Below are 22,851 nucleotides of genomic sequence, written 5' to 3'. Positions count from 1 at the left end.
GGCCATAAGCCATAGGACAACACGGGTCTATTGTTTAAAAATCAGATTAAATAAGTCTCGTCAAGCTTGAAGATTTGCCTAAAGACGAGTGGTGGTTCGTATTCCTCGTAAGAGGATACGTTATTATCCAAACCTTCGAAAAGGTTCAAATAGGTATAAACAAATGAGGCTATAAAAACTTGCTGATCGAAAGAAATATGATCAACCTGTTGTTGTAATTCGTTTTGACCATCAACAACTAGTTTTTCGTTGTCACAGCAATTCTTTTTTGTAAGGGTACAACCTTCGGTAGAAGGCTTTTGCATTTCCATACCACATCCCTTCGCTTTATGGAAGATAGCGGCTTCCACTAAAATATCACCACAAAAATGCATATCCACGGTAAACGACATTGTAGAAAACAACACTACAACAGCCATTGCAAAAGACATTATTTTATGCAATACTTTTTTCATAATACCGGTCAAAGGTAGAAAATTCATGGGCATTCTATTGAATATTGTGCTAATTTTAAGATATCCGGGTTTAATTTAGCTATTTAATTTGGGGGTAGTGACAATACGAATTTTGGGTGCGGTATTTGGTAATCGCCCAATTGTTGGTTTAAGTTACCCAAATAAAGTAATGCCAACATTGGACTTATAAAAAACAATGGTAAACCACATAAAAAGAGTTAATAACAACCTTTTCCATTTTATAAGAAATTCATAATAAATCTTTTAGTTTTACGGCATGGTAAGAAATGTGCAAATTAGATTGTCCTTAAAAGAGGAAGGTGATCCCAACGGACTTCAAAAAAGGGTGGCAAAATATCTGGGCCTACCCGAAAAGGAGCTAACCATACATGTATTGCGAAAATCGATAGACGCCCGTAAACCAAAAATCCAATTCAACTACAAACTGGCGGTTTACATCAACGAAGCACCCGACGATACGAAAAACACCTATCATTTCGATTATAAGGATGTTTCCAAGGCCAAGGAAATCCATATCATCGGCTTTGGTCCTGCAGGAATGTGGGCAGCGCTACGGTGCCTGGAACTTGGGTATAAACCCATCGTATTTGAGCGGGGTAAAAACGTAAAAGACCGACGGCGCGATTTAAGGGCCATAAACATCAATCACATTGTAAACAGCGAAAGTAATTATTGCTTTGGCGAAGGGGGAGCAGGAACGTATTCCGATGGAAAATTATATACCCGAAGTTTAAAACGTGGCGACGTCCAACGCATTTTCAAAAGTTTGGTCCATCACGGGGCAACCCCACAAATCTTAATTGATGCACACCCCCACATTGGCACGAATAAGCTGCCCAAAGTAGTGAAAAACATTCGGGAAACCATCTTGAAATATGGTGGCGAGATACATTTCAACACTAAAGTAACGGATTTTATCATCAATGATAACCAGTTGAATTCCATTGTGTTGAACAATGAAACCGAAACCAAGGTCAAACGGGTCATTTTGGCGACAGGACATTCGGCCCGTGACATTTTTGAACTCCTCCATAAAAAAGAAATTTTACTCAAGGCCAAGTCCTTTGCGATGGGCGTACGGGTTGAACACCCCCAACATATCATAGATTCCATACAGTATCATTGCAAAGGGGAGCGCAATGAATTACTGCCTGCCGCAGCATACAGTTTGGTGGAGCAGGTTAAGGGTAGGGGCGTATATTCGTTTTGTATGTGTCCGGGTGGATTTATAGTGCCCGCGGCAACAGCGCCCGGTGAAATTGTGGTGAATGGCATGTCCCCCTCAAAAAGGAATAACCTATATGCCAATTCCGGTATTGTAGTCGAAATCAATGTGGATGAGGATATTCCCAAATACGATCATCTTGGGCCATTAAAAGGATTGGCCTACCAAAAGGATTTGGAGCGATTGGCATTTACCTCAGGGGGAAGGACGCAAACAGCACCTGCCCAACGCTTAACGGATTTTGTTGAAGGTAAACTTTCCCCAGACCTTAACCCAACGTCATACCGACCGGGTTTAAAATCGGTACCCTTACATTCCTTATTGCCCAAATTCATTGGAAGTAGATTACGCGGTGGCTTTGCGGCTTTCGGCAAAAAAATGAACGGTTTTTACACGGCCGAGGCCAATATCATCGGGGTTGAATCACGGACCTCATCACCTGTCAACATTCCCCGGAATGATGCTTTGGAACATCCGGAAGTCAAGGGGCTTTTTCCTTGTGGCGAGGGGGGCGGTTATGCCGGTGGCATTGTTTCTGCCGCTATGGATGGGGAACGCTGTGCCGAGGCAGCCATTGTTGGTTTGTAGGTTGTCCCGGATTTTCGGAACCCCTTAAATATAAAAGTCCGTCTAAAACTATTCAGACGGACTTTTATCGTAAGGATGCTTGATCCCAATGGGTAAATCATTACAGGGACTACTCTTCTTCACCCGATAGCACATCGGCCATCTCCAAGTCCTCATCCATTTCGTTCTTTACGGGTACGGCATCTTTTAGCGCTGTGAATTTCTCCAAACGTTCCAATTCGTCCTCTTCTCCCGAAAAATAAGGGAATACATCCATAATAGGGGATTCAGAGATGGCAGGAATGGTATAATCACCCATGGTATCCTTCATCACGACAAGGGTATTCTCATAGGCTTCCTTTACATCGTTGGCCTGTACCAACAGATACATATTCGTTTTACGTTCCTTACCGCTTTCCTCATCAAAGGCGATTAAGGACACGCGGGATTTAAACCATCGATCCGAATTCTCAAAGGGATGTATTTCGGCATAGTTGGCCACTTTGATATTCGTGATCTTAATTTCCTCACTATCGCTCAAATAGGCCGACATTTCTTCGGTAATCCTACTTTCGGCCTCGGTATAGGAAACGGCATCAACCAAGAAAGGCTCGGTCTTTACCTTTAGCATACCCGATGCTTCATCCAATTTTCTATATTTTACTTTACATTCATACCACGTTGCACTCATATCTTTTTGTTTTAGGGGTGCCAAATATAGGGTTTCGCTTGAGGTATAAAAGTCAAAAAGGTGAATAGATATCCACAATTTTAAGCGGGTCGTCATACCGCTTTTAGCATGAGGCAGTTAGCATTCCTGACAGCCTGTTCCAAAAAAGCAACAGCATATTTTTTACCAAAAAAGGTATTGGGTTATGTACCTTTGTCAGGTTAGATCAAACACAATTATGAAAACGCAACAAACGGCTTATTCCATCTTAGACCTAGCTTTGGTTTCCCAAGGCCACACCCTAAAACAAACCTTTGATAACGTCCTTGGATTGGCCCAACAGGCCGAAGCACTTGGGTATACCCGCTATTGGTTGGCAGAGCACCATAATGCATCCAATATTGGGAGTAGTGCCACCTCGGTATTGATTGGCTATGTCGCACAAGGTACCAACACGATTCGTATCGGGTCTGGGGGAATCATGTTGCCCAACCACTCCCCATTGATCATTGCCGAACAATTTGGGACTTTGGCCACTTTGTATCCCGATAGGATCGATTTGGGTCTGGGCAGGGCACCGGGAACCGATAGGGAAACAGCACAGGCTATCCGCTCTGATTTTATGGAGGCTGCACATTCTTTTCCCAAGGAATTGGAAATGTTGGAAATGTACTTTTCCAAGGATAATGCAAGATCCAAGGTACGCGCTACCGTAGCCGAAGGCGTTGAGGTCCCCTTCTATATTTTGGGTTCCAGTACCGATAGTGCCCATTTGGCCGCAAAAAAAGGATTGCCCTATGCCTTTGCCAGCCACTTTGCAACGACGTATTTATCGCAAGCGCTGGATATTTACCGGAAAGAGTTTCAACCTTCGAAAGACTTACAGAAACCATATGTGATGACCGGGGTCAATATCATTGTTGCCGATACCGACGAGGAAGCCGAACGTTTGTCTACCTCCTTGATTCGTCTGATCATTGGGATATTCACGGGCAAACGCGAATATGTTCAACCGCCGACCGCCATGACGAACGACCTGAAGGAGGTGATGCAAAATCCTCAAATACATCAAATGCTAAAGTATTCCTTTATCGGCAGTAAAGCCACTGTCAAGACGCAGGTAAAAGCGTTTTTGGAACAAACCAAAGCCGATGAATTGATTGCCGTAACCCATATTTATGGCGCAAAGGAAAGGATCCGATCTTATGAATTATTTGCGGAGATCATGAAGGAGTTGGATGGTATACCGAAGGCTACACCTTGAATCCATTCGTTGAATACAAGGCACTTAACCAACTCACAGTCCAATGATTAGTAATTAATTCCTGAAAATCTGAACAGGATTATGAAAACCTAAAAAGGTTAAATCTATCTTAATTGATATTGGTCAGCACATTATCATTTATCGGTAGTGTAATTTTGTTTATCAAATAAGCATAAAGGATCGTACGCTATGAGCAATCAATATGTATTACAGCCCTATAAAAAGAACAACCTTAACCTAAAAAACAGGGTGGTTATGGCGCCCATGACACGAAGTCGAGCCAATAACGAAGGTAAAGTCGCCACAGACGGGTTGCAAGGTTTGTATTATGGGCAGCGTGCTTCGGCAGGTCTGATCATCACCGAAGGGTCCCAGGTTTCGGAGCAGGCGGTGGGTTATATCAATACCCCGGGAATCCATACCGATGCACAGGTGGAAGGTTGGAAAAAAGTCACGAAACGCGTGCATGATAAAGACGGGAAAATATTCATTCAACTATGGCATGTCGGTAGAATATCGCATCCGGATTTTCATAATGGCGAATTGCCGGTTTCGGCCTCAGCGATTAATCCAAACGCAAAATCATTTACACCGGAAGGCTTTAAGGATACGGTTACGCCAAGGGAAATGACCATTGAAGATATCAAAACCACCGTCAACGATTTTAAAAAGGCCGCTGCAAATGCTATGGAAGCAGGTTTTGATGGTGTCGAGCTCCATTCCTCCAACGGCTATTTATTCCAGCAATTCTTTAATGGATGCTCCAATAAAAGAACCGATGATTACGGAGGAAGTATTGAGAATAGAACCCGTTTCTTTTTCGAGGTTTTGGATGCCATGAAAGATGTGATTCCCCAAGAAAAAATAGGGGTTCGTTTCAATCCCTCATTAAATGGATTATTTGGTATTACCATCGATGGGGAAACGATTCCGACTTTTGAATACATCATCAAAAAATTAAACGATTACAATCTAGCCTACGTACATCTTTCTGAACCGTTTACAGACGTTTCCGAAGTACCTTTTGCCGTTACGGAAATCGCTAAACATTTCCGACCTTTATACAAAGGCACCTTAATGATCAATGGAGGATTTGATCAAGACAAAGGAAACAAAGTGATACAAGAGGGTTATGCCGACTTGGTCGCCTATGGTAAACCCTTTATCTCCAATCCGGATTTGGTAGCACGTTTTGAGCAAAATCTGGACTTGGTGGCATGGGATCAAGAGACCTTCTACACCCCTGGGGCGAAAGGGTATACCGATTATCCAAAAGCATCTGAATAGTAACTGATTATTGAATTTAAAATATACACATTATGAAATTTACAAGAAAAGCAAACGCAGTATGGGAAGGTAGTGGAAAAACAGGTCAAGGGAATCTATCCACCGCCAGTAAAGTTTTGGACAAAACAGCCTATTCCTTCCATACCCGATTTGAAGATGGCGAAAAAGGCACCAATCCTGAAGAGTTGATAGGCGCTGCGCATGCGGGATGTTTTGCCATGCAGTTAAGCTTCTTATTGAACGAATCGAATTTTACGGCAACCACTTTGGATGTAGATGCCACAGTTACTTTTGAAGATGGCGCCATTACAAAAATCACCTTGGATCTAGAAGGCGATGTTCCGGAAATCGATGCGGAAAAATTCCAAGAAATAGCACAAAAGGCAAAAGAAGTCTGTCCTGTTTCCAAGTTATTGAATACGGAAATCGAATTAAAAGTGACCTTAAAAACAGCATAATAACGGTCTTATTTCGGAAAATCCAATTCGTACTCACCGGCCCTATGAAATTCGGGGAAGACCTTGTTGTCGTCAATGACCAAATCACCCTATTGTTCGTGAATATGCCCGACGGGTGGAAAATGGTCCACGAGCATCATTCCCCTTTGAAGCTGGAAGAAAATTGAGAACGTACGGCATCAGGCCGTGAACACCTCCATATTGGGTTCGTGTCAGGGGAAAGTCCACCAAATTTTCCCTTGACACGTTCCTTTTTGCTGTTTGTGGTGTAGAGTCCACGACCAAACGTACACTATTTCCTACAGAATATACACTACTCGGGCTAACCGATCCATACTCTTTGTAATTTAAAGGATAGGTAATGTCCTAATACCGATTCAGAGGTATTTTCCAATGTTCTCCCAAAACATGCTATAGAAAACCTGCTGTTTATTCAGATACGCAGCACAAAAACCACCATTATGAAATTCAAGAACTACCTAATACCCCTTGTATTATTGGCATTTCTGGTGCTACTCTTATTTCAATCCTGTTATTCGGTACGCTTAGCAAGCGTTGAAGGGACACCAAATCCTGCGGCCCCCATGGTTAGGGATGATTATTACAGGGCTATGGAAGTTACCGAATTGGATACCGTAATTACCATTGGTGTAGAGAATAAGGATTTTACTTATCTCATTAAAGTAACTGATTTATGTCCCACCGGAAAACTGCACACCGTGGAATACACCAATACATTCGGTGCGGTAGTATTGAGTGCGATTACTTTTGGCCGAAAGCGAAAAGTGAAAATCAAATATGTCTGTATGAAACCATAAAACCTTTGCAATGGCCACAACAACAAAACTTACATTGACCGAATGGGATACCTTGCATAATAATGGCCCCTTTCCGTTAAAAATATTATACAAAACCAAGTTGGAGTCACCGGCCTTGATGACCTCCGATTTGGATCGCTACAATGATGCGGCACAGGAAATACAGACGCTGATTACCGAAGCAAGGAACAAGAACGAAGGTTTTAGGGCCTATGGTTCTGCTTGGTCCATGTCTAAAATAGCACATCAAAAAGACCGTATGCACTTTAATGCGCATATGAATACCTATTTCTCATTCAGAAACCAAGATTTACATGCGCTATCGGGCTATCAGGCGGAAAACCTTTTTCTTTTCCAATGTGGCAATGTGGTCAAAGAGATCTCGGAGAAATTGGCCGGACATGGAAAATCGTTAAAAGCCTCAGGTGCGAGTAACGGACAGACCATTGCCGGTTGCATCTCCACCGGTGTACATGGTTCGGGAATCAATGTAGGTTCCGTTCAAGATTATGTTGTCGGACTCAACCTTATCATTGGTCCCAACCCAGGTGATATCGTATATTTGGAACGCCATTCCAAACCGGCCCTCAATGACGTGTATGTGCAAAAACTTCGGTCACGGGTAATCCGTAATGACGGACTCTTCAATGCGGCCCTGGTCGGTTTAGGCTCTTTCGGATTCATCCATGGTGTGGTCATCGAAGTCCAGAATCTGTTTCTATTAAAACGGTATGTCAAAGAACTGAAAAAGGACAAAGCCATTGAACTCGCCCAAAAGCAGAATTTCAAGGAATTTGATGGTATTCCCGAAGAAATAAAAAGTAATGGGGATGCCAATACTCCGTATCACTTTAAGGTCTTTGTAAATCAATATAAGGATAACGGAAAGTATGTGGTGGAATTCATGTATAAGAAACCCTATAAATTAAACTATCCCGATCCATTTCCGGTCATCAAAAAATCGCTATATCGGGATTTGATCAATCTCGTGGTTCAGATAGGGTCAAGTGTGCCAGCAAGCTTTCCCGTGTTCATCAATATGCTTAAAAACTCCATTCTTCCCACGGTCAATGAAGTTTCCATAGGAACCTTGGCCGAAACGTTTTGGGATGCACCCTACCAAGGTCCCGCTTTCGCTATATCGTTCGGCGTGAGTCACACCAATGCGGAAAAAGCACTGAAAGTACTTACCAAAGTAAGTATTGATGAAGGTCCTGTTCCCGGGATTTTCGCAATGCGTTTTATTAAAAAGTCCGACGCCACCTTATCCTTCGCACGTTTTCCCACTACCTGTATGATAGAAATCGATGGTGTTCTATGGAATGAAAAAAAGAAATTGGGAACGCTCGAAGGCCTTTCAAAAAAGATGATAGAGGCCCTACAGCAAGAAAATATCCCGTTTACAATGCATTGGGGGAAAAATGCCGATTGGAAGTTCACGGGGTTGGTTGACCATATGTATGGCACAGATGCGGTAACCTGGCGAAAATACCGCTGTTCCCTGCTGTCTGACGATATGCAGACCCTTTTTTCCAACGCATTTTTGAAGGAAGTGAAACTGGACAGAAAAGAACCCAGCGACCCGTTATTGGTCCAGTCACTATTATAATACCCCTTATTAATTGGTAAAACGAAAATCATGGAGGAGAAAAAGACAAGACTACAACTAGAATATGAGCTAAAACTGACCAAGAAAATCTTGGAACGGCTTATTGAACTGAATGAAGATAAAAATCTAGTGATGCCGGAAGATGCAGAATTGGACAATATTGAAGCTGCATTGAAAAAGGATATGGAACAACGATATCCGAAGTACAAAATCCAAAAAAGATAAAATCATGGGAAAGGACATCATCTCTGATATTGGACAGCGTATTGGCAATATCGTAATAAAACAAAGTGCACACGAAAAAAGGGAAAAGGATAGGGGAGTCCTAGCGATGGTCTTTGTCATCCTATTTTTCTGTGTCATTTTTGTAACTTTTTTTATCGGCTACTTTTCAGAAGGTTTTGAAACCAATGACTATAAAGACCTTTTGACAACCGTATCCTCCATACTTTCAGGGCCTTTGGGCTTCATCATCGGATTTTATTTTAAGGAGCGACAAGTTTCAGGACAATCACAAAAAGAGGAGACTTCCTAATCACAACATCAAATAAGGATAATGATCTAATATTTTGAACACCAAATTATAGATCTTTCCAACTTAACCTTGTATTGTTTTATTCTGGGTGTACACGTTAACTATGAATGGCAATCATTCTCATTTGCAAGTTATACATATCGGGAAAGTCCACCAAATTTCCCCTTGGCACGTTCCTTTTCCTGTTTGTGGTGCATTGCAATAGACAACATTCTGTCCGCCTTTGCGTTATTTTATTGATTCCAGGTTGGAGCCCATTGTACAAAAACCACAAAAGATGAAGAAAGCATATTTTTTATGGATGCTTCTGGTAGCATCTACCTATCCGATGTGTGGACAAAGTTTGGAAGAACTTCCCCTTTTCGATATATCACAATTGACCTATGAGGGGGCCTTCCGTATACAAGCAAGTGAAAATGGCATATCGGACCTCAACTATGCCCAAGGACCCATCGCCTATAATTACGAAAACCATTCCCTCTTTATCGTTGGCCATGCCCACCAGCAGGCCATAGCGGAATATGCGATTCCCGAAATCGTAAAAAGTGAGACATTATCGGAACTGAACATGGTAGAGACCCCTATTCAGGTTTTCAGTGACGTGTTGTCCCAAACTGCCGACGGCAACCCCGAAGGCATCGATAGGGTAGGTGGACTTTATTATGTGAACCATGGCGGGCAGGCCAAACTGATCGTCAATGCTTATGAATATTACGATGCACCTGCGGACAATACCGTAAGTACCCTGATCGTAAACGATGCCAATGCATTGGAAACCACATCGGTAAGCGGTTATTACAATTTTGAGGGTAGCCCCCCTGCACATAGTTCTGGTTGGATATCCGCGATTCCCGAAGCTTGGCAAGAAGAATTGGACGGTACGCACATTACCGGACATTCAAGCGGTATCCCAATCATATCGAGGGCCAGTGTGGGTCCCTCCGCCTTTGCCTTCGATATCAACGATGCCCTGAATACGACCCAATCCATCAAAACAAACACCTTGCTGGATTTCAAACTGTCGAACCCCTTGCACAGCGACCTGAGCAATGAATCGAAGACCAATGATATATGGACCCATCTGTCAAGGGCAACCTATGGCTTTATCGTACCCGGTACACGAACCTATTTGACCATAGGCAGTAGTGGGGGCCACGAAAGCGGCATCTGTTATAAATGTACCCAGGACAACGGCAACCTATGCGGCGGATATTGTACCCCCGAAGCCGATGACAATTACCAATACTATTGGCTTTGGGATATGAACGATCTGGTAGCCGTTAAAAATGGCACCCTAAACCCCTATGATGTGAGACCGTATGACCACGGCTATTTCAATACCCCGTTTCAGGCCAATGGCTCAAAAAAAATCGGTGGGGGTACCTTTGACCCCAGTACCGGAAACCTATACCTGTCCGTTCAAAGCGGGGATACCGAACAAGGCACCTACGCCAGACCCCCTGTTATCGTAGTGTACAACACCAATGGGGAAGTACTGATCGAAAACCAGCCGATCAACCAAGTTGAAATCATTATGTATCCCAACCCCACTTCAGGGATTCTTTATATAGAGGGACTCGTATCGAAATCGATCGTTCAGGTAAACGATATGAGTGGCAAACGCGTAAAGACCATAACCACCGACGAAGCCACTTTGGAAGTCGAAATGGGTGACCTTTCTTCAGGCGTATATGTGGTCTCCGTTAGTAACATGGCCACGAATCAGGTTTATGCACAACAGATCATCAAGGCCGATTAAGGCTTTATACGACCCTAATGAATACTAAAAAGAGGGGAAGGCATGCAACCCAATTGGTTGTGTAATCGTCAAGGATGGAAAGATCAGATATTGATCAGATAATTTTTCTGGAACATCTTTTCGTAAACATCCTTACTGAACATATACAGTTTTGCGGGTTTTTTGGAAACCCCGAATTGTTTCTCATCCAAAGGGATGATGTATTTTTTATTAATGAGCTTTCTTCTAAAATTACGATTGTCGATTTCTATTCCCAAAATGGATTGATAAGCATCCTGTACTTCATTAATGGTGAATTTATCGGGCAATAATTCAAAAATAATGGGCTCTACCAAACACTTTATCTTTAGATCCCCGTAGGCCTCATTTATAATCTGCCTGTGATCAAAACCCAATTCCGGTAGGTCCTTAACCGGAAACCACTTGGCGTCATATTTGTTGTTTTCAATATCCACATCCTCGGTTTTCAGTAAAAAGTAATAGGCAATCGTCACCGTTCTTATATCAAATTTGGCATTCTCGATCCATAACAAATCCTTGGCATTGGTCAAACGATCCGGGTCGCCGAAAGCCTTAAATTGTTTTTTATACTGCTGTGTTAAACCCGTGAGTTCCTTTAGGACACGGGTAGCCGCATTGTCCAGTGTTTCATCTTCATATACATGATATCCGGTAAGCACATGATCATCGACAAGTATTTCGCTCTTATCTTCAGATTCCAAGTAGCGTTTAATCAATAAAGCATTAAGGGACTTTGTATTGGTATCATAACCAAATACCACACAATCCACTGATAAATTCAGGATCACTTTAGATTCCATAGACCATCAAATTCGTTTAAAAACAATTCATTAAATTCATTAAACGTCATTATAACATTTTATATCTTCCTTTTAAAACCCCTTATCCATGGGGCTTAAATATCAATACAACACATTTTAAAGCTAAAATAGCACATATTTATGACTAAAATCATAAAAGAATCTAAAAATAATTTATACATTTGAATAACAAACGTTTAAATGACGTTTATTATAATCAGTTGATAAAAAATAAAAATGAACCTATCCGAAGCACACCATTATGTAGTCTTGGGTTTGCCAAGGACGAACTTAGAACATCACACTATTTTAAAACCAAATTTCAATGGATACACCGGATAGAACAAAAATCGCAAAACTGTCTTTCAAAATGTCGGGCCATCCCTGTATTTGTATAAAGCAGCAATCCTTAAAGCATATCATTTAAGCTAATTCCAAAATTACAAATCATGGATACGACCAATGAATTCCAGCAATTCGAAAAATTAGAAGTAGATCAATTACCGATTGCAAAAAACAAATTGCACAATTGGACCCACTTTGCCGGTTTATATGCCGCTGAACATGTTGCCGCCACCGAATTTGTTATTGGAGCAACGTTCGTGGCCTTGGGCGCAACGACCAAGGATATATTATTGGGTTTGCTGATCGGTAATATTCTGGCCGTTTTAAGCTGGACATTGATTACCGCCCCCATTGCCGTAGAAACCCGATTAAGCTTATATACCTATCTTAATAAGATAGCGGGTGACTCCATGACCAAGCTCTATAATTGGGCCAACGTCTTAATTTTTACCGTAATATCCGCGGCCATGATCACCGTATCCGCTACAGCTGTTCGTTTTGCGTTCAATATCCCCCCTCAATTGAACTGGTATCCGACCAATATGTGGTTTGTGGCCATTGTTTTGGTGGTTGGTCTTGTTGTGGTCGCTATTGCCATCTATGGCTTTAATGCTGTTTCGGAATTTTCGAGTATTTGCGCCCCTTGGTTATTCGTTATGTTCACTAGTGGGGCATTTGTTCTCTTACCCGCTTTATCATTGGAAGTATTAGGTAAAACCATACCTGATGGCTGGACTGACTTTATAACGCTCGGCGACCAATCCATTTGGACCGGTATCAACAGTGATGGAGAACCGGGTATTGGTCTTACCGAAGTGATCGGTTTTGCCTGGGCAGCGAATACGATAACACATTTTGGCCTTATCGATATGGCTTTGTTCCGTTTTGCCAAAAAGAAATCCTACGGATTGGCCACCAGTACAGGAATGATGTTCGGACATTACGTTGCATGGATTTCTGCGGGTATCATGGGGGCCGGGGCTGCTGTAATTCTCGGAAAATCCATTGTGGAACTTGATCCGGGCGATGTTGCCTACTACGCCCTTGGTTGGTCCGGTTTTGTGATCGTTATTGTGGCCGGTTGGACCACCGCCGTGGCCAATCTATACCGTGCCGGTTTGGCCGCACAGGCCATATTTCACAATACATCCAGAAGAAAAACAACCCTGATCGTAGGTTTGGCAACGTGTATCGTGGCCTGTTTCCCCTTTGTGTTTACACAGATCCTTCCGCTATTGACCTATGCCGGTTTAATCGTAGTGCCCGTTGGGGGAATCGTATTTGCCGAGCATCAAATATTTCCCCGAATCGGATATTCAAGATATTGGTTGCATTACAAAGAACTAAAAACCAGTACCCCCGCAATAGCCTCATGGCTTTTAGGTCTCGCATTCGGTTTTGGCCTGAATGCGCTTAACGTCATGTCTTTCTTTTACTTATTTATACCCACTTGGATCTTTACTATAGCCATCTATACGTTTTTGGCCGGAAAATACGGTGCCAAAAACAAATACCCTGAGGCCGAGGAAAAAGAAAGAACACGGAATGAGAACATTGAAAGATTCCAAGAACAACAGGCAAAAGAAGAGAAAACACCCATAAAGGATACCACACTTTTTTCAAAGGTACTAAAGGGCATTTCGATGCTAACATTGCTGATCAGCTTGGTATTGGCCTGTATAGTCTTATTCGGTAGTTCCAATGAAACGATATACCTGGAAAATCGCGAGATTTTTTATCGGTATACCTTTATCTGTACTTTAATTTATTTTGCCACTGCATATTGGGCACTTAAACGGGGAAAATCCCAAAAAAATTAAATATCATGAATAATAGTATTAAACTCAATCAAAAGAATTTGGTGGAAATCGCCCATAAAATACCTTGCCCAACCTATGACAGAAGTAAACTCAAAACGGGCATTGTACATGTAGGTATCGGTGGTTTCCATAGGGCACACGAAGCTTTTTACACCGATCGATTATTAGAGGATGGATCCATCACGGATTGGGGCATCTGCGGTATTGCCTTACTCGAATTCGATACGAAGATCTACAATTCCCTGAAAGAGCAGGATGGCCTATATACCCTAATCATCAAAGAACTGGATGGCTCACATACCAAACGTGTCATCGGTTCCATTGTCGAATATTTATATGCACCCGAAAATCCAACAACGGTGATCGAAAAAATGGCAAGTAGCGAGGTTAAGATCATTACCTTGACCATAACCGAAGGGGGGTATAACTACAGTGAGGCTACCCAAAGTTTTGATTTCACCAATCCCAATATCCAATATGATTTAAAGCATCCGGAAGCCCCAAAAACCATTTTCGGTTATTTGACACAGGCTTTTAAACTTAGAAAAGAACGGGGATTGGAGGGCTGTACCCTACAATCGTGTGATAACATCCAAGGAAACGGCCATATGGCCAAAAGGATGCTATTGAGCTATGTACAAAAAGCGGAACCGGAATTGGTATCGTGGATAGAAACCCATGTTGCGTTTCCAAATAGTATGGTCGACCGAATTACACCGGCCACAAGTGCAGCCGATATTGAAAACCTAAAAGCATCCTCGGGCATTGATGATGCCTGGCCCGTGGTTTGCGAGCCCTTTAAACAATGGGTCATAGAAGATGATTTTACAGCGGGAAGACCTGCTTGGGAAACCGTAGGTGCCCAATTTGTGGAAGATGTGGTTCCTTATGAAAAAATGAAATTAAGCCTCTTGAATGCAGGCCATACGGTTTTAGGAATCATAGGTGCCTTAATGGGTTATGACACCATCGATGAATCGGTGCACAATCCGCAAATAAGTGCCTTCTTAAAGAATTACATGGACATAGAGGTAACACCGACGTTAGGGGCCTTGGAAGGCGTTGATTTAGACGGTTACAAAAAATCCTTATTGGAACGGTTCGGAAATATCAACATCAAAGACCAGATCGATAGGATCTGCTCTGAAAGCTCCGCCAAGTTCCCAATTTTCGTTTTACCCACCGTAAACACCAATTTGGAAAAAAAGGGTTCCATTGCATTTGCATCCTTGGTGATTGCCGCTTGGGCAATGTACAGCATAGGAAAGGACGAAAATGGTAAGGCATTGAACATTAAGGATGCCATGAAGTCCATCTTGAACGAAAAAGGTCTTGCCGCCTCAACAGGCGACCCTAAAGCCTTTTTGGAAATTGAAACCGTATTTGGCAAACTCAAGGATTCGCCAACTTTTGTAGCGGCATTTACAAAGGCCTATAAAAACATAGCGGAAAAAGGTATCGCAACATGTGTTGTCGAACAAAACAATAAGGCACTGAATAATTAGCGAAATGAAAAATATTGTCTGTTTTGGCGAGGTGTTGTGGGACGTGTTCCCCACACATAGAAAGATAGGGGGAGCCCCTTTAAACGTAGCCCTAAGGTTGCAATCATTGGGCAATACCGTTTCCATAATCACAAGAATAGGTGATGATGCCCCCGGTAAGGAAATAGTGGACTTCGCAGCCAAACACGGGGTCAATGTCGATGAGATCCAGGTAGATCAAACGCTACAAACGGGAGCGGTAAAAGTAACGTTGAACGAAAAAGGTTCCGCCTCCTATGACATTAACTTCCCTAGGGCTTGGGACAATATACAGTTGACCGAACAGGCCAAGGAAAAAGTCCAGGGTTCGGATGCCTTCATATTTGGGAGTTTGGTGGCTAGGAATGACACCTCCAGGGATACGTTATACGGACTTTTGAAACTGGCAAACTATAAAATCCTTGATATCAACTTAAGAAAACCACATTACACCCTTGAGGTTCTATCATACCTTATGCAGCAGGCTGATTTTCTTAAATTCAATGACGATGAGATTTTCGAAATTGCGTCAGCATTGGGGGCTACTTCAAAATCCATGGAAGATATCGTGCTGTTTATGGCCGAACACACCCATTCAAAATCCATTTGTGTAACCAAAGGACGCCATGGGGCGCTGCTCTACCACAACAACACCTTTTATTACAATAATGGATTCAAAATAATCGTTGCCGATACGGTTGGTGCCGGGGATTCCTTCTTGGCCGCCTTGACCGATAAATTGTTAAAAGGAACCCCTCCCCAAAAGGCCATCGATTTTGCCAGTGCCGTAGGTGCTATCGTGGCCAGTAAGGCGGGTGCCAATCCTGATATTGAACAACGGGAAATTGATGGTTTTATAAATTCCTGAGCATAATAGGAAAGGGGCAAGGGAAGCCCATAATGTCACAAGCTTTAAACGGTAATTAAAGATCAAAAAGTGGGTCTAAATTAAATGTATGCCTTAATTTTATAAAAAGTTTTAAAAGAGCCCATCGGTAACGATGAGCTTTTTTTATGAAATCGCAAAGGTGCTTTTTATTCTACTAAAAGAGATTTAATATGTGCAAGGAAAAGTTTATGCAAGAGGCCGTAAATGCGGCACTAAAAGGAATGCAGAACAATGAAGGCGGACCCTTTGGCTGTGTGGTCGTCAAAGACGGAAAAATTATCGGTAGAGGTAACAACAGGGTAACATCGACCAACGACCCGACGGCACATGCTGAGGTTATGGCTATTCGGGATGCCTGCAAAAACCTGGATTCATTTCAGTTGGAAGGTTGTGAGATCTATACCTCCTGCGAACCATGTCCCATGTGTTTGGGCGCTATATACTGGGCGCGACCCGATAAGGTCTATTACGGAAGCAATCAGGCCGATGCCGCCAATATTGGCTTTGATGATGCCTTTATCTACAAAGAGATTCCTTTACCCTATACTGAACGAAGTATTCCCTTTGAGCAATTGGTTCCGGAAATAGCGATAACACCTTTTCAGGAATGGGAGAAAAAAGAGGATAAAACGGAATATTAGATTCCAAAACACCCCAAGACCGAAAGTAGCCTAACTGCTATAAACTACCCTTTTGACACGATCGCTTTCTACGTGGTGCCCGTCCCAGGCTTATAGCGGGAAATCCTGGGCTTAGGGTACGGCATCAAAACAAATGTTCGTGCAACCCTTTTTATTGGGTGAGTTGGTCTGCTGGACTCCTGGTTTGGGGGCTCCTTACAGGCCGATACTAGTAGGGCAGGGGTTACAACGCCAAATGTCCAACCCTGCATCCCATTCCCGGGATTCCATAAAAACGATGGCCGACAATACCTCCCAGGGGAGTCCTCGTCCCATTTTTTACCGTTTGTAGAAAGAACAGAAATGTAGTAACTTGTTGGGGTAATCTATTGATAACCTATTCCTTAAACGGAACGAACCACTACTAAACGAACACTAGATCATGAAAATCCGTCTACTCATCACTTCCCTTGTCCTTTCATTCCTTACGGCTTCCCACGCCCAAACCGCACATCCCGAAACCGAGATCGCTTGGGATACTTGGGGCGTGCCCCATATTACATCGGATAATATCGAAGATTTGTTTTATGCCCAGGGTTGGGCACAGATGCACAATCATGCCAATTTGATCTTGGAACTCTATGGTAGTTCCAGGGGTAAGGGTTCCGAATATTGGGGGAATACAAAACTCAAGAACGACATACTCATCCATACGCTGGGGTTTGGGGATTTGGCCGATCAGTGGGAAAAGGAACAAGATCCAGAAACCAAAAGAATTTACAAATCCTTTGTTGCCGGCCTAAATGCCTATGCACAAGCCCATCCGGAAGCCGTGGATGAAAAAAACAAGATGGTTTTGCCCTTAACGACTAAGGATATCAACATGCACCTGATGTATGTGGTTTTTACCCGCTTTATCGGAGGGGACGATTTAGGGCGTATTCAACGATGGCCAGACCTAGGGAGCAATGCCTATGCCGTCTCCCCAAAACGATCGGCCTCCGGAAATGCCATGTTGGTGCAGAATCCGCACTTACCTTGGTGGCGGGAATTTCTTTTTTTTGAATCCCACCTTACCTTGGAGGGCAAAAACATGTACGGAAGTACCTTAGTGGGCTTCCCCGGGATCGTCATTGGGTTCAATGAGCATTTAGGCTGGAGCCATACCAACAACACCATCGATAATGCGGACACCTATGAACTGGTGGTAAAGGATCATGGCTACGTACTGGATGGGGAAGTCAAAGCCTTTGAAAGCACTAAAAAATCCATTAAGGTAAAACAAGAGGATGGATCCCTGGTCGAACAGGAAATAAAATTGTTAAGAACGGTACATGGTCCTGTTGTAAACCAAAAAGAAGGTAAGGTCCTGGCGTTGCGCATGGTTGGACTAGACCGGCCCGATATGGTTTTGCAATGGTGGAAAATGATCAATAGCACCAGTTTTGAGGCGTTTGAATCCGCCTTGAAAATGGCGCAGATCCCATTTTGGAATGTGATGTATGCCGATAAGGCAGGAAGCATTTTCTATCTCTTCAATGGACTCGTGCCCAAACGGACGGAAGATGCCTGGAAGTATTGGAACCGTATAATTCCCGGTGGAAAATCCGCGGATATATGGACGGAGGTACACGATTATGCCGATCTGCCCAAAATTAAGAACCCTTCGGTCGGATGGCTTCAAAACGCCAACGACCCACCATGGACCAGTACCATCCCCATGACCTTGGATCCTGATGACTTCCCCGGTTATATGGCCCCACGAAGTATGGCCTTTAGACCCCAACGTGCGGCACGGATGATGTTGGAGGATGAATCGATCACCTTTGAGGAGTTGGTGGACTACAAGCTCTCTACACGCCTGGAATTCGCCGATAGGATCTTGGACGATTTATTTGCCGCGGTGGATGCCTCGGATTCGGAAAAGGCAAAAGCGGCCAAAGTGGTCTTGGAAAAATGGGACCGTGAAGCGAACGCCGATAGTAAGGGAATGCTCTTGTTTTATAATTGGGCCAATAAATTCAATGTCCGGAAAAAATCGAATTACGCCGAGCCATGGAGTATTGATAAGCCCAATACAACGCCGGATGGTTTTGCGGACCAAACGACGGCCGTTCAACTCTTGGAACAAGCCGCCCAGGAGATGGAGACCCAATTTGGCGGGTTGGATATCCCTTGGGGCGAGTATTACAGGATACACTATAACGGAAAGGACCTGCCAGCCAATGGCATCGATGGCTCAATGGGCGTTTTTCGTGTCGCATGGCCCGGTGACAAGGATGAAAACCATATGTTTGTCGGTGGTGGCGATTCTTGGGTAGGGGTCATAGAATTTGGTGATGCGGTAAAAGCCAAAGTGTTGTTGTCCTATGGCAATGCCACCCAAAAAGACTCGCCCCATAATGGGGACCAGTTGACCTTGTTCTCCAAAAAGGAATTGCGCGATGCCTGGTTTACCAAAGCGGAGGTTAAGGCCCATACGGCGAAAACGGAAGTGCTTACAGCCAGTGGGTTTGTCACAAAAACCGACAAGGACTAGCAGTACTACCCGGGGGTTGGTGCCACGGATACAGCTGAAACCATTGACCTGTAATGAATAAATACTGGTTAACCCACTGACGGTAGGAGGGGAGGAGTGAAAACGAGTTTACGGTTTGCATGAATGCCTATTATTGAATAACCTGCAATGAAAAAATGGCTATGGAATGGAGCAATCTCACTAACTTAAATGAATGTTGAAAAATTTTGTATTGAATATTGGTGAAAATGCCGTAATTAAATTTGAAAACTGATATTTTAGGGCTTTAAAGATTTTAATAATAAGATTTATAAAATATGCCAATTAAAGTTGTGGAGCTCTTTGCCGGAGTTGGAGGTTTTAGAATAGGACTTGAAGGTTATCCAAAAAGAGAAGATTCTAAGTTCGATGTTGTTTGGAGCAATCAATGGGAACCAAGCACCAAAACTCAACATGCTAATATGGTATACAATAAACGCTGGCCAAACGCTAATCATTGTGGAGAAAACATTGAAGATGTGATTGAAAACAACTTTGACATAATACCAGATCACGATTTATTAGTTGGGGGATTTCCTTGTCAAGATTATTCCGTTGCTACCACTTTAAAAAACTCAAAAGGCCTTATCGGGAAAAAGGGTGTTCTCTGGTGGAGTATTGAAGCCATTCTTAGAAGAAAAGAAAACAAGCCTAAATATTTATTACTTGAAAATGTGGATAGATTACTGAAGTCTCCTTCAAATCAAAGAGGAAGAGACTTCGCAGTAATGCTTGCATCTTTAAATAATCTTGGGTACGCAGTAGAATGGCGAGTAATCAATGCAGCAGAATACGGTATGCCACAAAGAAGGAGAAGAATCTATTTTACTGCATATCATAAAAGCACGGATATTTATAGAAGATTAAAGCAAACTAATTCAAAAGCTGATTGGTTAGAATCTAATGGGGTTTTTGCTAAATCATTTCCTATTAGTGAAATGACAGAAAAAATTATAACAGGGGAAATAGAAAAGGATTTAATTAAGGTTTCAAATAAATTCAATTTGAATGAAAAGCTGAGTCCTTTTCAGAATTGTGGATTAATGATTGATGGTAGCTATCATACGGTAAAAGTATATCCATCTTATAATGGTCCTTTTAAAACCTTAGGAGACGTATTAGTAGATATTGAAGACGTTCCAAATGAGTTTTTTATTTCTAAAGAGGATGTGGAAAAGGAAAAAGGTTGGAAATATCTTAAAGGGTCTAAAAATGAGCCACGATATAATAAGGCATTAGATTATTATTATAATTATACTGAGGGTAGCATGATTTTCCCAGATGCCTTAAATAATGCATCCCGTACCATTATTACGGGTGAAGGAGGTAAATCGCCCTCAAGATTTAAACATGTTGTGGAACAAAAAGGAAGATTAAGAAGATTAACCCCGTTAGAATTAGAAAGACTGAATACATTTCCTGATAATCATACAAAACATCCGGAAATAACCGATACGAAAAGGGCATTCTTCATGGGAAATGCATTAGTGGTAGAGGTGATTGATAGAATTGGAAAACAGTTATATAGTGAAATTAATTTACCCTTAGAAGAGCTTGTCTAATAAACCTCCATATGATATTAAAGACCCGGTTGCTATAAAAGCTTATGCAAAGCGTCTAGAGAATAAAACGCTACGACAACTTTTTGGAAACGATCTTCAAAACAGCTATTCTGGTAAAGGAAAACTTGGTCAACTTCTAGAAGAACTATATTTTAATTATAAACCAAATTCTAATTCAGAGCCGGACTTCCTCGAAGCCGGCCTTGAATTAAAGACTACACCATTAAAGAAAATTTCTAAAGGCCTTGTTTCAAAAGAGAGGCTGGTTTTCAATATTATCAATTTCGAAGAGGAATATAAGTTGTCTTTTGAAAATAGTAGTTTCTGGAAGAAGAACAAACTTCTCCTTTTGATATTTTATCTGCACGAAAAAGAGAAATTGGATATTGATTATGTATTTAAAATAGTGCGTCTATGGCGTTTCCCTTTAACCGATTTAAAAATAATTATTGATGATTGGAAAACTATAGTTGCCAAAATCAAAGCGGGGAAAGCTCACGAAATATCAGAAGGTGATACTTTATATCTTGGAGCCTGTACTAAAGGATCCACAGCCGAAAAATCGAAAAGAAAACAACCATTTTCTGATATTTTGGCTCCCCAAAGAGCATTTTCTCTAAAGTCTAAGTATCTCAATTTTATAATAGAACGCAGTTTTAAAGGTGACTTTGAACTACCTGCTGTGAACGAAGCCTATACTAAGGTTTTACAAAGTCAAAATGATTTTACAAAAAGTGGTTACGATGACCTGGTAATTCCCTCAGATAGTCATGAAGCAGTAATCAAAGATGTTTCGGATTATCGTGAGGGTCAAACATTCGAGGATTTGATCGTTGAAAAATTTGAAAAATATTATGGGTGGTCAGAGAAAGAAATAGTCGATTCATTTAATCTTAATGTGAATCTAAAAGCGAAAAACAAAAACTATGTTTTGGCACGGGCGATTTTAGGAGTTACGAAACAAAAGATTGAAGAATTTGAAAAGGCCGAAATTGAATTAAAAACAATAAAGTTAGCCGAAAATGGTGTTCTTAAAGAGAGTATGTCTTTTGCTCAAATCAAGTTTCTTGAAATAGTCAATGAAGAATGGGAGGAATCATACTTGTACACTACATTGACAAAGAGATTTTTCTTTGTGATTTTCAAGAAAGATAAGCATCAAGTATCTCGATTATATAAAGTCAAATTTTGGACGATGCCTTATTCTGACCTAATTGTGGCTGAAGATTTTTGGAATGACACAAAGAAAAAGATTAAAAAGGGGGTCTATAATCAGTTTTGGAAATTAAAAGATCATAAGATTTTTCACGTTAGGCCTAAGGGTGTAAATTCTAAAGATTTGATGGAAACTCCTCAAGGAACCATGGAGAAAAAAAAATCATATTGGCTTAATAGTAGATATATTTTAAATCAAATTACTAATTAAGAATAAATAGATTTATAATGATAACTCCATTAACTAAAACAATCGATAATTGGACAATTAGTGTCAGAGATATTGGATTTGGTGGTAGAAATCAGCTTAATCCAAATAAATATAACTATCAAGCAAATGATAGAACTTGTAAAATTATAGGTTGCAATAACAGGTTTTATATAACAAGAACTTCAGGTCTTTGCAATAATCATTTGAACCATCAGCACGATTTATTATTGGAATTAACCAATCCGAATGGGCAATTAATTAATGTTCCTGCTCATAAAGAAATCATTGATGCTTTAATTGGGTCTGTAAATTAAACTCTGTCCGTTGTTCCAATTCCTTTGGGGCTAGCCCCAAAGGAATTGGCGTTTAAGACCAGTGGTATCCTCTCCCCAAATTTAATATAAAGTTGTTGAACGGTAAGACTCCAATTATGTAATGGGCTTGTCCACTTTTTTTCGATGTTCTTTGTGGCCAGGTATACCAGTTTCAACAAGGCCATGTCGTTGGTAAATGCCCCCTTGGTCTTGGTTACCTTACGAACTTGGCGATGAAAACCTTCCACGGCGTTGGTCGTATAGATGATCTTCCTGATGGGTTCGGTGTACTGGAAGTACTGCGAT

21 protein-coding genes are annotated in these 22,851 nt (G+C 41.8%); 17 read left to right on the top strand and 4 right to left on the bottom strand.

What is annotated here, in order from left to right; translation table 11 throughout:
- Positions 1–41: 41 nt before the first annotated feature.
- Positions 42–455, bottom strand: a complete 414-nt coding sequence (locus LX92_RS20185; RefSeq protein WP_109654644.1) for an HYC_CC_PP family protein — start codon at positions 453–455, stop codon at positions 42–44.
- A gap of 277 nt (positions 456–732) precedes the next feature.
- Here LX92_RS20185 and LX92_RS20180 point away from each other — a divergent pair, with 277 nt between their 5' ends.
- On the top strand, positions 733–2,289 hold the full coding sequence (locus LX92_RS20180; RefSeq protein WP_109654505.1) for an NAD(P)/FAD-dependent oxidoreductase: 1,557 nt from the start codon (positions 733–735) through the stop codon (positions 2,287–2,289).
- Positions 2,290–2,398: 109 nt separating this feature from the next.
- On the opposite strand, the gene LX92_RS20175 is transcribed toward LX92_RS20180, so the two are convergent.
- Complete coding sequence (locus LX92_RS20175; protein ID WP_109654503.1) at positions 2,399–2,959, bottom strand: DUF4494 domain-containing protein; 561 nt, start codon at positions 2,957–2,959, stop codon at positions 2,399–2,401.
- A gap of 217 nt (positions 2,960–3,176) precedes the next feature.
- Between LX92_RS20175 and LX92_RS20170 the strand changes: the two genes are divergently transcribed.
- From LX92_RS20170 to LX92_RS20135, 8 genes are all read left to right on the top strand, one after another.
- Complete coding sequence (locus LX92_RS20170; protein WP_109654501.1) at positions 3,177–4,202, top strand: LLM class flavin-dependent oxidoreductase; 1,026 nt, start codon at positions 3,177–3,179, stop codon at positions 4,200–4,202.
- Between the two features lie 189 nt (positions 4,203–4,391).
- Positions 4,392–5,489, top strand: coding sequence for an alkene reductase (locus LX92_RS20165; RefSeq protein WP_109654500.1), 1,098 nt, complete (start codon positions 4,392–4,394; stop codon positions 5,487–5,489).
- A 32-nt stretch (positions 5,490–5,521) separates the two neighbouring features.
- Positions 5,522–5,947: an OsmC family protein gene (locus LX92_RS20160; RefSeq protein ID WP_109654498.1), complete on the top strand. Its 426-nt coding sequence runs from the start codon at positions 5,522–5,524 to the stop codon at positions 5,945–5,947.
- Positions 5,948–6,408: 461 nt separating this feature from the next.
- Positions 6,409–6,765, top strand: a complete 357-nt coding sequence (locus LX92_RS20155) for a hypothetical protein (protein ID WP_109654496.1) — start codon at positions 6,409–6,411, stop codon at positions 6,763–6,765.
- 10 nt (positions 6,766–6,775) lie between these two features.
- Positions 6,776–8,374 (top strand): FAD-binding protein, encoded by a 1,599-nt coding sequence (locus LX92_RS20150; protein WP_109654494.1) that lies wholly within the window; start codon positions 6,776–6,778, stop codon positions 8,372–8,374.
- Positions 8,375–8,404: 30 nt separating this feature from the next.
- Positions 8,405–8,599 (top strand): hypothetical protein, encoded by a 195-nt coding sequence (locus tag LX92_RS20145; RefSeq protein ID WP_109654492.1) that lies wholly within the window; start codon positions 8,405–8,407, stop codon positions 8,597–8,599.
- Between the two features lie 4 nt (positions 8,600–8,603).
- Entirely contained in the window at positions 8,604–8,909 is a 306-nt protein-coding gene (locus tag LX92_RS20140; protein ID WP_109654490.1) for a hypothetical protein, read from the top strand.
- 277 nt (positions 8,910–9,186) lie between these two features.
- Positions 9,187–10,668: a T9SS type A sorting domain-containing protein gene (locus LX92_RS20135; protein WP_146197885.1), complete on the top strand. Its 1,482-nt coding sequence runs from the start codon at positions 9,187–9,189 to the stop codon at positions 10,666–10,668.
- Positions 10,669–10,751: 83 nt separating this feature from the next.
- Here LX92_RS20135 and LX92_RS20130 read toward each other — a convergent pair whose 3' ends face one another.
- Positions 10,752–11,489, bottom strand: a complete 738-nt coding sequence (locus LX92_RS20130; protein ID WP_109654486.1) for an NUDIX hydrolase — start codon at positions 11,487–11,489, stop codon at positions 10,752–10,754.
- 449 nt (positions 11,490–11,938) lie between these two features.
- Here LX92_RS20130 and LX92_RS20125 point away from each other — a divergent pair, with 449 nt between their 5' ends.
- The 8 genes from LX92_RS20125 to LX92_RS20090 all read left to right on the top strand — a co-directional run bounded on the left by LX92_RS20125 (position 11,939) and on the right by LX92_RS20090 (position 22,545).
- Positions 11,939–13,654: a purine-cytosine permease family protein gene (locus LX92_RS20125; protein WP_109654483.1), complete on the top strand. Its 1,716-nt coding sequence runs from the start codon at positions 11,939–11,941 to the stop codon at positions 13,652–13,654.
- Positions 13,655–13,659: 5 nt separating this feature from the next.
- Complete coding sequence (locus tag LX92_RS20120) at positions 13,660–15,159, top strand: mannitol dehydrogenase family protein (protein WP_109654481.1); 1,500 nt, start codon at positions 13,660–13,662, stop codon at positions 15,157–15,159.
- Between the two features lie 4 nt (positions 15,160–15,163).
- Positions 15,164–16,045: a carbohydrate kinase family protein gene (locus LX92_RS20115; RefSeq protein WP_109654479.1), complete on the top strand. Its 882-nt coding sequence runs from the start codon at positions 15,164–15,166 to the stop codon at positions 16,043–16,045.
- A gap of 191 nt (positions 16,046–16,236) precedes the next feature.
- Positions 16,237–16,707 (top strand): nucleoside deaminase, encoded by a 471-nt coding sequence (locus LX92_RS20110; protein ID WP_109654477.1) that lies wholly within the window; start codon positions 16,237–16,239, stop codon positions 16,705–16,707.
- A 421-nt stretch (positions 16,708–17,128) separates the two neighbouring features.
- A complete protein-coding gene (locus tag LX92_RS20105) occupies positions 17,129–19,225 on the top strand; it encodes an acylase (RefSeq protein WP_109654475.1) in 2,097 nt (698 codons plus the stop codon).
- Positions 19,226–19,521: 296 nt separating this feature from the next.
- Positions 19,522–20,805, top strand: coding sequence for a DNA (cytosine-5-)-methyltransferase (dcm, locus tag LX92_RS20100; RefSeq protein ID WP_109654473.1), 1,284 nt, complete (start codon positions 19,522–19,524; stop codon positions 20,803–20,805).
- Positions 20,798–22,231, top strand: coding sequence for a MutH/Sau3AI family endonuclease (locus LX92_RS20095; protein ID WP_109654471.1), 1,434 nt, complete (start codon positions 20,798–20,800; stop codon positions 22,229–22,231). The genes dcm and LX92_RS20095 overlap by 8 nt, the downstream gene beginning before the upstream one ends.
- A 17-nt stretch (positions 22,232–22,248) precedes the next feature.
- Complete coding sequence (locus LX92_RS20090; protein ID WP_109654469.1) at positions 22,249–22,545, top strand: hypothetical protein; 297 nt, start codon at positions 22,249–22,251, stop codon at positions 22,543–22,545.
- On the opposite strand, the gene LX92_RS20085 is transcribed toward LX92_RS20090, so the two are convergent.
- Positions 22,542–22,851: transposase (locus LX92_RS20085; protein ID WP_146197832.1), on the bottom strand; the 310-nt coding region annotated here is incomplete at its 5' end. The two genes, LX92_RS20090 and LX92_RS20085, sit on opposite strands and share 4 nt — an antisense overlap.

The sequence above is a fragment of the Maribacter polysiphoniae genome (genome assembly GCF_003148665.1).
GTDB lineage: Bacteria > Bacteroidota > Bacteroidia > Flavobacteriales > Flavobacteriaceae > Maribacter_A > Maribacter_A polysiphoniae.
Note: the sequence above shows the minus strand (reverse complement) of the source record. Positions and strands in the feature narration are given on the sequence as shown.

Coding starts and splice junctions, on each gene's coding strand:
- LX92_RS20140 (WP_109654490.1), top strand. CDS start 8,604: ATGGGAAAGGACATCATCTCTGATATTGGACAGCGTATTGGCAATATC.
- LX92_RS20155 (WP_109654496.1), top strand. CDS start 6,409: ATGAAATTCAAGAACTACCTAATACCCCTTGTATTATTGGCATTTCTG.
- dcm (WP_109654473.1), top strand. CDS start 19,522: ATGCCAATTAAAGTTGTGGAGCTCTTTGCCGGAGTTGGAGGTTTTAGA.
- LX92_RS20180 (WP_109654505.1), top strand. CDS start 733: ATGGTAAGAAATGTGCAAATTAGATTGTCCTTAAAAGAGGAAGGTGAT.
- LX92_RS20175 (WP_109654503.1), bottom strand. CDS start 2,959: ATGAGTGCAACGTGGTATGAATGTAAAGTAAAATATAGAAAATTGGAT.
- LX92_RS20145 (WP_109654492.1), top strand. CDS start 8,405: ATGGAGGAGAAAAAGACAAGACTACAACTAGAATATGAGCTAAAACTG.
- LX92_RS20185 (WP_109654644.1), bottom strand. CDS start 455: ATGAAAAAAGTATTGCATAAAATAATGTCTTTTGCAATGGCTGTTGTA.
- LX92_RS20130 (WP_109654486.1), bottom strand. CDS start 11,489: ATGGAATCTAAAGTGATCCTGAATTTATCAGTGGATTGTGTGGTATTT.
- LX92_RS20115 (WP_109654479.1), top strand. CDS start 15,164: ATGAAAAATATTGTCTGTTTTGGCGAGGTGTTGTGGGACGTGTTCCCC.
- LX92_RS20125 (WP_109654483.1), top strand. CDS start 11,939: ATGGATACGACCAATGAATTCCAGCAATTCGAAAAATTAGAAGTAGAT.
- LX92_RS20150 (WP_109654494.1), top strand. CDS start 6,776: ATGGCCACAACAACAAAACTTACATTGACCGAATGGGATACCTTGCAT.
- LX92_RS20120 (WP_109654481.1), top strand. CDS start 13,660: ATGAATAATAGTATTAAACTCAATCAAAAGAATTTGGTGGAAATCGCC.
- LX92_RS20160 (WP_109654498.1), top strand. CDS start 5,522: ATGAAATTTACAAGAAAAGCAAACGCAGTATGGGAAGGTAGTGGAAAA.
- LX92_RS20170 (WP_109654501.1), top strand. CDS start 3,177: ATGAAAACGCAACAAACGGCTTATTCCATCTTAGACCTAGCTTTGGTT.
- LX92_RS20110 (WP_109654477.1), top strand. CDS start 16,237: ATGTGCAAGGAAAAGTTTATGCAAGAGGCCGTAAATGCGGCACTAAAA.
- LX92_RS20090 (WP_109654469.1), top strand. CDS start 22,249: ATGATAACTCCATTAACTAAAACAATCGATAATTGGACAATTAGTGTC.
- LX92_RS20165 (WP_109654500.1), top strand. CDS start 4,392: ATGAGCAATCAATATGTATTACAGCCCTATAAAAAGAACAACCTTAAC.
- LX92_RS20105 (WP_109654475.1), top strand. CDS start 17,129: ATGAAAATCCGTCTACTCATCACTTCCCTTGTCCTTTCATTCCTTACG.
- LX92_RS20135 (WP_146197885.1), top strand. CDS start 9,187: ATGAAGAAAGCATATTTTTTATGGATGCTTCTGGTAGCATCTACCTAT.